General features: G+C 61.3%; 9 protein-coding genes and 1 pseudogene. 8 read left to right on the forward strand and 2 right to left on the reverse strand.

Features of this window, described 5'->3' with window-relative positions:
* Positions 1-1,367 (forward strand): annotated as a pseudogene (locus ACMO6A_RS06230) (chromosome segregation protein SMC); the annotation flags it as partial.
* Positions 1,368-1,607: 240 nt separating this feature from the next.
* On the opposite strand, the gene ACMO6A_RS06235 reads toward ACMO6A_RS06230, so the two are convergent.
* Positions 1,608-1,961 carry a hypothetical protein gene (locus ACMO6A_RS06235; RefSeq protein WP_009609139.1) on the reverse strand — a complete coding sequence of 118 codons (354 nt, stop codon included), beginning with the start codon at positions 1,959-1,961 and terminating at the stop codon, positions 1,608-1,610.
* A 111-nt stretch (positions 1,962-2,072) separates the two neighbouring features.
* Here ACMO6A_RS06235 and ACMO6A_RS06240 point away from each other — a divergent pair, with 111 nt between their 5' ends.
* The 5 genes from ACMO6A_RS06240 to ACMO6A_RS06260 all read left to right on the forward strand — a co-directional run bounded on the left by ACMO6A_RS06240 (position 2,073) and on the right by ACMO6A_RS06260 (position 6,159).
* Entirely contained in the window at positions 2,073-2,414 is a 342-nt protein-coding gene (locus tag ACMO6A_RS06240) for a PadR family transcriptional regulator (RefSeq protein ID WP_009304499.1), read from the forward strand.
* Positions 2,407-2,958, forward strand: coding sequence for a DUF2812 domain-containing protein (locus ACMO6A_RS06245; protein ID WP_009304498.1), 552 nt, complete (start codon positions 2,407-2,409; stop codon positions 2,956-2,958). The genes ACMO6A_RS06240 and ACMO6A_RS06245 overlap by 8 nt, the downstream gene beginning before the upstream one ends.
* 53 nt (positions 2,959-3,011) lie before the next feature.
* Positions 3,012-3,932, forward strand: coding sequence for a signal recognition particle-docking protein FtsY (gene ftsY / locus ACMO6A_RS06250; protein WP_009304497.1), 921 nt, complete (start codon positions 3,012-3,014; stop codon positions 3,930-3,932).
* A gap of 1 nt (position 3,933) precedes the next feature.
* Positions 3,934-4,920 (forward strand): MBL fold metallo-hydrolase, encoded by a 987-nt coding sequence (locus tag ACMO6A_RS06255; RefSeq protein WP_009304496.1) that lies wholly within the window; start codon positions 3,934-3,936, stop codon positions 4,918-4,920.
* A gap of 93 nt (positions 4,921-5,013) precedes the next feature.
* Positions 5,014-6,159, forward strand: a complete 1,146-nt coding sequence (locus ACMO6A_RS06260) for a HipA family kinase (protein ID WP_009304495.1) — start codon at positions 5,014-5,016, stop codon at positions 6,157-6,159.
* Positions 6,160-6,215: 56 nt separating this feature from the next.
* Here the strand turns inward: ACMO6A_RS06260 and ACMO6A_RS06265 are convergent, their stop codons facing one another.
* Positions 6,216-6,431, reverse strand: a complete 216-nt coding sequence (locus ACMO6A_RS06265) for a helix-turn-helix domain-containing protein (protein ID WP_009304494.1) — start codon at positions 6,429-6,431, stop codon at positions 6,216-6,218.
* A gap of 142 nt (positions 6,432-6,573) precedes the next feature.
* On the opposite strand from ACMO6A_RS06265, the gene ACMO6A_RS06270 reads away from it, so the two are divergent.
* Positions 6,574-7,443 carry a hypothetical protein gene (locus ACMO6A_RS06270; RefSeq protein WP_157011139.1) on the forward strand — a complete coding sequence of 290 codons (870 nt, stop codon included), beginning with the start codon at positions 6,574-6,576 and terminating at the stop codon, positions 7,441-7,443.
* 1,054 nt (positions 7,444-8,497) lie between these two features.
* Positions 8,498-8,819 (forward strand): signal recognition particle receptor subunit alpha (locus tag ACMO6A_RS06275; RefSeq protein ID WP_418470919.1); only part of this gene is annotated, 322 nt, incomplete at its 3' end.

Here is an 8,819-nt window from a genome sequence, read left to right on the forward strand (position 1 = left end):
GCGACGCCGAGGCGCGTCGCGCCGAAGAGAAGCTGGCGGCCGTGCGCCGCGAGTTCGAGGACATCGAGCGCCAGCGCGGCGAGGCCGAGCGCACCGTGGCCCAAGCGCGTCCCTCGGTGGAGGCGCTCGGGCAGAAGCTGGCCGCTCTCAAGCAGGAGCTGGAGTCGGCAGCCGCGCGCTACGAGGAAGCGCAGGAGGCGGTGGTGCCGCTTCGCAAGGAGGCCGCGCGCCTGCGCGACGCGCTGTCCGAAGCCAAGCTCAAGGCCGCCACGCTTTCCGAGCGGCAGACGTACACGAGCCGCGTGGTGGACGCGCGCACGCGCGATTTGGAGGCCGTGGCATCGAGCGACGCCGAGGCGCGCGAGAGCCTTGTGAAGAAGCAGGTGGCGCAGCGGCGCATCGAGCCCTTGCTCGCGCTGTTCGAAGAGCTCGTGGCCAGCGCCCGTCGCTGGACGCGCGACCTCGAGGAGGCGGCCACCGCTGCGCAGGATTCCTCGACGGGCCTGCACAACGCCGTGAACGAGGCGCGCGCCCGAGCGCGAGCCGCCCACGACGCCTTCGACGACGCCAACGCGCGCCTGTCCGCCGCGCGCGTGGACAAGGGACGCTTGGAGGTGCAGGTGGACGCGGCGGTGAACGCCATCGTCCACGACTGCAAGGTTCCGCTCGACCGCGCGCTCGAGACGCCGGAGCTGGAGGATCGCGGCGCCACCGAGGACGCGGCGTTCAAGCTGCGACGCCGCATCGCGAACATGGGCACCATCAACCCGGACGCCGCCGAGGAGTACGAGCAGCTCAAGACGCGCTACGACTACCTGGCTGCGCAGCTTTCGGACCTGGACGGCGCGCGCCGCTCGCTCGCCAAGATCGTCCGCGTCATCGACGCGCGCATGAAGGACGACTTCGTACGCACCTTCGACGCGGTGAACAAGAACTTCAGCGAGATATTCGCCGTGCTGTTCCCGGGCGGTTCGGCCGAGCTCACGCTCGTGGATCCCGACGATTTGGAGAATACGGGCGTGGAGGTGACGGCGCAGCCTCGCGGCAAGCGCATCACGAAGATGATGCTCATGTCCGGCGGCGAGAAGTCGCTCACGGCGCTCGCGCTCCTGTTCGCGGTGTACCGCATCCGCACGACGCCGTTCTACATCCTCGACGAGGTGGAGGCCGCGCTCGACGACTCGAACCTGCGCCGTCTCACGATGTACCTCGACACGCTTCGCGACACCACGCAGCTCATCATGATCACGCACCAGCGGCGCACCATGGAGATGGCCGATATGCTGTTCGGCGTGTCCATGCAGGCGGACGGCGTGACGAAGGTAGTCAGCCAGAAGCTCGAGAACGCGCTGCGGCACGCGGAATAGCTTTTGACCTGCGTGTTGCGAAGGCCGGCGGGCATGCCGTGCTCAAACAGTCCTGAGCTCGCACGAAACGCCCGCTGGGCGTTTCGGCTCGTGCGGAACTGCGCGCGGCACGCCCGCCGGCCTTCCTTCATGTAGAACGCGTTCCGAACCGGTGACGTTTCGAGCTTCTGGCTGCGAGAGGAGGAGATGAGGATGAGACGGAGGGGCGGGGTAAGTGTCTCATCCTCCGGTTGCGGATCGCTACTTCACTAGCACGTGGACGATGGTGGCGGCTGCCCAGAGGAACAGCAGCACGCAGTTGGTCTTCGCTAGCACGTCGAGCACCTTGTTAGACAGCTTCTCGCCTTTGATCAGCACGTCCGCGTTCAACAGCGAGAACATGAGTATCACGAGCGAATAGCTGGACATGTTGCCCTCGTTGCCCGTGAAAAGGGAGTGGAAGAACCCGATCCACAGAAGGGGCAGGGCGATCAGCGTGATGATCCGGAACGCCCGGTTGCCGCGCTCCTTGCCCCAAGGGGAGCTTTCTCCTGATGCGAAATTTCCTGCTGCCTGCTCGCTTGCAGCCGACGCTTCCAAACGCTCTTCAGCCATGATGGGACGCTCCATTTCCAGATAGAGTATAGTGGGAAGATCGAAGATTGTTCGCTTGCAAGCAGGCTCATTGTAGCATAGTATCCATCATGGATATACGAGAGGAACGAAATGGCGAAGAAGAGCCCGTACGAGACGGGGGAGCTGTCCGACAGCATCTTCCTGATCCTGCTGGCTACGCTCGAGCCGGTGCACGGCTACCGGATCATGCAGGGCGTCGAGGAGTCCACGGACGGCGCGGTGAAGATCGGGCCGGCCACCATGTACACGACGCTCAAGAAGCTCAAGGCGGCGGGGTGGATCGTCGAGATCGCCGAGGACGAGAGCCGCATCCTGTACGCGGCCACCGACGAGGGGCGCGCGGTGCTCGAGCGCGATTTCGTTCGGCGCAAGCGGCTGGTCGCCTTCGCGGAGGCGCAGCTGGGAGAGGCGGGCGAGGAGAACCATGGCTAGATACCGGTTGTGCGGCGGGTTGGCCATTATGCCGGAGCACGACATGGCGATGCTCGCGGACATGAGCGCGCGGGGATGGCATCTGAGCGGGTTCTCGTGCGGGATCCTGTACCGCTTCGAGGCGGGCGAGCCCCATGCTTACGACTACGCGGTGGACTTCCAGCGCGACTTCTCGGCGGAGGCGCAGGAGCTGTACCGCATCGGCGGCTGGCAGAGCGTGGCGCTGGGGTCGTCGTGGCAGATCGTGCGCGCCGAGGCCGGCGCCGTCCCGCTGTACACCGACGACGACGCGCAGGCCGAGACGATCGGCGCGAGCCGGGCGGGCTTGGGCTGGGCGGCGCTCGTCTGCGCGCTGGCGGCGGCGCTGCTCTTCGCGTTGCAGGCGCGGCTCTCCGCCCAAGGCAACGTGCCGGGGTCGTGGGCGTGCCTCGCGGCCTGCGCGGTGTTCGCCGCCGGGTTCGTGTTCTCGTTCTTCCCCTTCGTCGGCTATACGCGCTCGTTGCGCAAGATGCGCAGGGAGCAGGAGGAGGATCCGCGCCGCTGACGCGCGGCCCTATTTGGGATACACTGTTCAGGCGACCAAGAAAGGAGCCCGACATGGGATTTTTCGATAGGATCAGCGAGGGGCTTACCCGCTCGCGCGACAAGTTCAAGGAGCAGATGAACGTCCTGCTCGACCGCGGCCCCGATCTCGACGAGGAGTTCTGGGACGGCCTCGAGGAGACGCTCATCCTGGCCGACGTCGGGGGCGCCGCGGCCGCCGAGATCGTGGAGGGTCTGCGCGATCAGGCCACGCGCAAGGCGCTGCCCGACGCCTACGCCGTGCTCGACCTGCTGAACGACCAGATCGCCTCCACGTTCACGGAAGGCGGCGAGGACGTGCTGGGCGGTCAGCCCGCGCTCGTGCTGTTCGTGGGCATCAACGGTACCGGCAAGACCACCACGGTGGGCAAGCTGGCGAAGGAGGCGACCGATGCAGGCCGCACGGTCATCCTCGGCAGCGCCGACACGTTCCGCGCGGCGGCCATCGAGCAGCTGGAGGTGTGGGCGGAGCGCGCGAACGTCGAGGTGGTCACCCGCGAGCGCGGCAGCGATCCGGCCAGCGTGTGCTACGACACCATCGAGCGCGCCGAGAGCCGCGGCGCCGACCTCGTGCTCATCGACACGGCGGGGCGCCTTCACACGTCGGCCGACCTCATGCGCGAGCTGGAGAAAGTGGTGAACGTGGTGCGCAAGCGTTCGCAGCTGCCTGTGTACACCGTGCTGGTCACCGATGCCACCACCGGCCAGAACGGCCTTTCTCAGGCGCGCGAGTTCGACCGCGCGCTCGATTTGGACGGCGTCATCGTCACGAAGCTCGACGGCACCGCCAAGGGCGGCATCGCGCTGGCCGTGTCCCACGAACTGGGGCTTCCCGTGCTCAAGATCGGCGTGGGCGAGGGATTGGACGACCTGCGCGACTTCGACGCGCACGATTTCGCCCGCGCGCTCGTAGGCGAGTTCGACGAGCGGGCGTAGCATGGCGTTCGTCCAGGTCCATCATGACCCCGACGTGCTCGAGGTGCGCGTGCCGTTTCAGAACATCTCCACGAACGACACGAACTGTTACATCGTGAAGGACGGCGACGAGACGCTCGTCATCGACACCGGAGCGCCGTCGGACGAGGGCTTCGCTATCCTCGATGCTGCGTTGACCGAGCTCGATGTCGACCGCACGCGGATGCGCTTCTTCCTCACGCACCTGCATCTCGACCATGCGGGGCTGGTCGACCGCTTGGCGCTGCCCGGCGCGAAGCTGTACGTGAGCCCCGTGGACTTCGAGTCGGTGCGCGCGTCGCGCGCGGCTTCATCCTATGATGCGGCGCGGCGCGCGTTCACGGCCGAGGGCGTGCCGCCGTCCGACGCGTCGGGGTACGCGCGCTACGCCGTGGAGCCGCGCCTGTTCGACGCCTCGCGACTGGAGCTCGTGGCGTCGTGCGACGGCGATGCCATCGAGGTGGGGCGCTACCGGTTTCGCGTGGTGGAGACGCCCGGACACACGCCCGGGCACTTGGCGCTCTACGAGCCCGAATCGCGCATCCTGTTCGGCGGCGACCACGTGCTGTTCGTCATATCGCCCAGCATCGCGCTGTTCCCCGACGGAGCGGACGGGTTGCAGGCCTACCTCGACAGCCTGGACAAGGTGCGGGCGCTGCGCTGCGAGAAACTGTTCGTCGCGCACGGCGAGCCGCGCGACGATTTCGACGAGCGCATCGGCTGGCTGCGCGATCACCACCTGGAGCGCCTGGAGGAGACGTGCGGCATCGTGCGCGACCGGCCGGGGCTGGCCGGCGAGGAGGTCATCCGCGCCATCAAGTGGAACGTCCCGTATCCCACCTGGGAGGAGATATCCTTTGTGCAGCGCTGGTGCATCGTCACCGAGGGCGTCGTCATCCTCAACCACCTGGTCGGCAGCGGCGCCATCCGCCGCGAGAAGGACGAATCGGGGATCAATCGGTATTTCTAAAGGGCGGCGTATCCGAGCGCGAGACGCCTTTCGGCGCCGTACGTTGGAAAAGCGTTCCGAACGCGCTTCGCGGCGCGATGGTAGAATGAGCGCATGGAGGAAACGCGGACATACCTGCTGAAGCTCTACGACGACGACCTCGCGTCGTTCACCTTGGTGCGCGACGCGAGCGGCGCCGTGCGTTGCGCGAGCGCGGAATGCGACGAGTCGGAGCGCGGGCTGCTGCCGTTTCGCGTGACGGGCGACGCGGCTTCGTTCGAGCGGTGGATCGAATCGCGCACCCTTTCGAAGAACCGGACGTTCGCCTCCCGTATCGTGCGCCAGTACGGCATACGGTTCGACGACGCGATGCAGATGCTCGACGCGTGCAACGGCCTTTCGCTCAACGATGCGTATTGGGTCGTTCCCGACGGGTCGAAGGCGATGTTCGCGGAGAAGAACCTGTACGAGAATCCGTTCGACGAGCTCGTCGCCACGGCGGCGTTCTCGGGCGTGATCGACACGTCGAGGGTGCCGGAGGGACTGTCGGGCGAGCTGACCACGAGCGGCCAGTTTCCGAAAGCCTGGCGCGTCGTCGACGGCGAGCGCTATCTGTACAAGGCCGGCGCTCCCAACTCGAACGGGCTCGAGCCCCATGCCGAGTACTATGCGGCGCAGCTGGCCGAAGCCCTGGGCTTTTCCCATGCGTCCTACGATCTGGCGCGATGGCATGGCGAGTTGTGCAGCGCCAGCCCCTTGTTCACGAGTCGCGACACCGGCTTCGCGACGTTCTCCAGCATGTTCGGCACGCTGTCGTTCGACGAGGTGGCGGCGGTCTACGTCGAACAGGGGACGGAGGCGTTCGAGCGTTTCTCGGAAATGACGGTCTTCGACGCGCTGATCGCCAACGACGATCGTCATCTTGGGAACTTCGGATTCCTGTTCGACAACCGGACGCGCTCGCTCGTTTCCGCTGCGCCCATCTTCGACAACAACCTGTCGCTGTTCATCCGCGACATCGACGCGGGTTTGACGGCTTCCGACCTGGATCGATCAGCCGCGTGGTACAAGAGCCCGTCGAACGTGCTGCTGGATTATCAGGCGAAACGCGTGATGACGGACGACCTGCGCGATCGTCTCGCGACGCTGCGCGGCTTCGAGTTTGCTCCGCACTCCGACTTCCCGCTCGACGAGCGGTATACGGAGCTTTTGAACGGCTACATCCGCTTGCGGTTGGAAGCGTTGTTGGGACTGTCCTGATCTTGCGTTCCTGAAGATTATGGCGTGGTTGAATCGGCTGTCTGCAAAGCTGGTTTTTAGAAATCTATGAGATCTTTGACCTTGATATCGAGTCCATCGGCAATCCTGCACAAGAGATCGATCCCGACGCTCACCTGGCCGCACTCGATTTGCCATAAGTGAGTTTGGTTCGTACCCACCATAAGAGCGAAACGACGTTGGGAAAGGTGTTGCTCCTCGCGCAGCATCTTTATTGTCTTGCCCAGTATTATTCTACGGCCGTCGCTTTTCATGGTTTCAGAGTATGTGCTACACTTCCTTTGATGACTTGCTATAACAAGTCATCAAAGGAAGTGTACAAGGCTCGGATTAATTCGATTAGAGCGACTAGTGGAAAGCAGTTGCGCTTTGTTAAGGAGGGGCGGAGTGAAAACGATGAGGGGTCTAACGACTGCTTTTAGCTTGATCGCTGTACTTTGCTTGTTCGGATGTTCGGGCAACGGAGTCCATGATGCAGGTGATGAAGAGCAAGAAGATGCTAATTTGCAACCTGCGTTCGTGTTAAAAAGCATCGATGCTCACGCTACAATTCATGATGGTAGTGCGGTCAACGTGGTTCAGAATATAGCAACCATGGAACTCGACGATAGAGGAAATGTTATCCGAGCGGTTTATCGCAACCAGGACAGCGGCTCCGATATCGTGGTCGTCGAGTCGGAGTTCGATGAGAGGGGTTTTCCAGTCGGACGAATCGTTGAGAAGAAGTTGTCAGACGAAACTGCAGGTACCGTCGTAACTTCGACGAGGTTCCAATGCACTCCGGACGGCGAAGGGCGACTATTAAGTGCTGAGTGGGAATCTGAAGTGAGCTTTGGCTCCGATAAAGTTACTCGTGCTTCTGGCGTGGATCGCTACTCGTATAGTCCAGAAGGTGGTTTGGCGGAAATATCAAGCGAATCGAAAACGGAAAATGGGGAAAGCTATGCGAGATCGTCGTGTTATGACGAAACCGGGTTTCTTATCGGCGTGAGCGGCAACTACGAAGATGATAGCTACTCGAAGTCATGCGAATACGATGAGTCTGGTAGATTGGTCGCTGTTTCTGTATCTCAAGAAGGTCTTGGAGTGATTGAGGAGCGCGCTTTCGCTTATGATGACTACGGAAATCTCAAATCCATTTCGATAGCTAATGCATATGCTTCAGCTTACTCTTTTGAGTATGAATACCAAAAAGTAGAAAATCCTTCAACAATGGCTTCGATTCTGTCGCGTGCAGGACAGACGATGTTTGGCCAATTGACGTAGAATGCGCTACCGCATAAGTTTTTCGTATCCAACGCTCTTGTGAAAGTGCATCTGAAAAATGAATAGAGGAACGGCTTTGAAGATCTTTTACTTTTTCGAAAGGGATGTCGATCGAGGTTCGGGTAGCTTTGCTGCGGGATGCTTGTTGGCAGTGTTGTCCATAGTCTTTATGATAGGCGTTCCTGCGCTTTTGCCCGCGTATTTCATGTCCTACAGCATAGAAGAAGCTGAGAAGGTCGCTATGGCTTTCGTGTTAGGGAGTGGTTTGCTGACCCTTGTGATTGCTGCGACTGCCTTGACTTTATGTTGTAAGACGAGCAGAAGCTTTTCAGACCTTTTCATATCTTGTTTCTGTCCGACCGCAGTCGTTTCAAGCATCGTCTATTGTGCTGGCTATTGGACTGCCGAAGGGCATACGAGTGATGCTGATATTGTCCCTATGATATTCTCGAGTTTGATCATGTGCTTGCCGATGTTCGCGATACCGGCAGGTATTGCCGCGTCGATAGTATTCTTGATTATTCGCAGGAAAGCTCATGTATGTTAAAACGGTGGGGCAGAAATGAGAGCCTGTCGTCATTTTCCTTCCGCTGCGTTCTGTCGAAGGGTTCGCGCGCGTTTGCTCTGACGGTCGTGGACAGGTGACATTTTGCGACGAGTACTATGGTGATACGTTCTGCGGAAGCATTTCTTTTGGGTACGATGCAAGAGGAAATCTGGAACGCATGGAATACGAAAACGGATCGTGCGTTACGTTTGAGTACGAAGAAGAAAACGAGCTCCATCCTTTCGATCTTGCGATTTCCAGGGTGATTCCGATGAAGAGCTTATAACCGTCCGAACGCGTTGGTTTGCTCGATGGCAATAAAGTATTCCGAATGCGGAATACTTTATTGTTTCCTGTTTGAAAAAGTATTCCGCAACGGATGCCTCCGCGGCGGATGGTTCTGACGAGCGCTCGGATTGCTTGTGTGTTTGTGGCTCGGCGGGTCTTGCTGGCGTATAATTCCATGCATTACGCTCAATCGACGCATACGACGAGGAGTCATCTACCATGCTCGAGAACCTATCGACGCGCCTGCAGGGCATATTCAGCGGTCTGCGCGGCAAGGGTCGCCTGACCGAGGACGATATCAACGACGCCATGCGCGAGATCCGCATGGCGCTTCTGGAAGCGGACGTCAACTTCAAGGTGGTGAAGTCGTTCGTCGCCCGCACGAAGGAGCGCTGCCTCGACGCCGAGGTGCTCGATTCGCTCACGCCGGCGCAGAACGTCATCAAGATCGTGCTCGACGAGCTGACCGAGCTGTTGGGCCGCACCGACAGCAAGCTCGTCCTGAGCAGCCGCATCCCCAACGTCATCATGCTGGTAGGCC

This window comes from Eggerthella sp. (genome assembly GCF_048329335.1).
In the GTDB taxonomy this organism is placed as follows: domain Bacteria; phylum Actinomycetota; class Coriobacteriia; order Coriobacteriales; family Eggerthellaceae; genus Eggerthella; species Eggerthella lenta.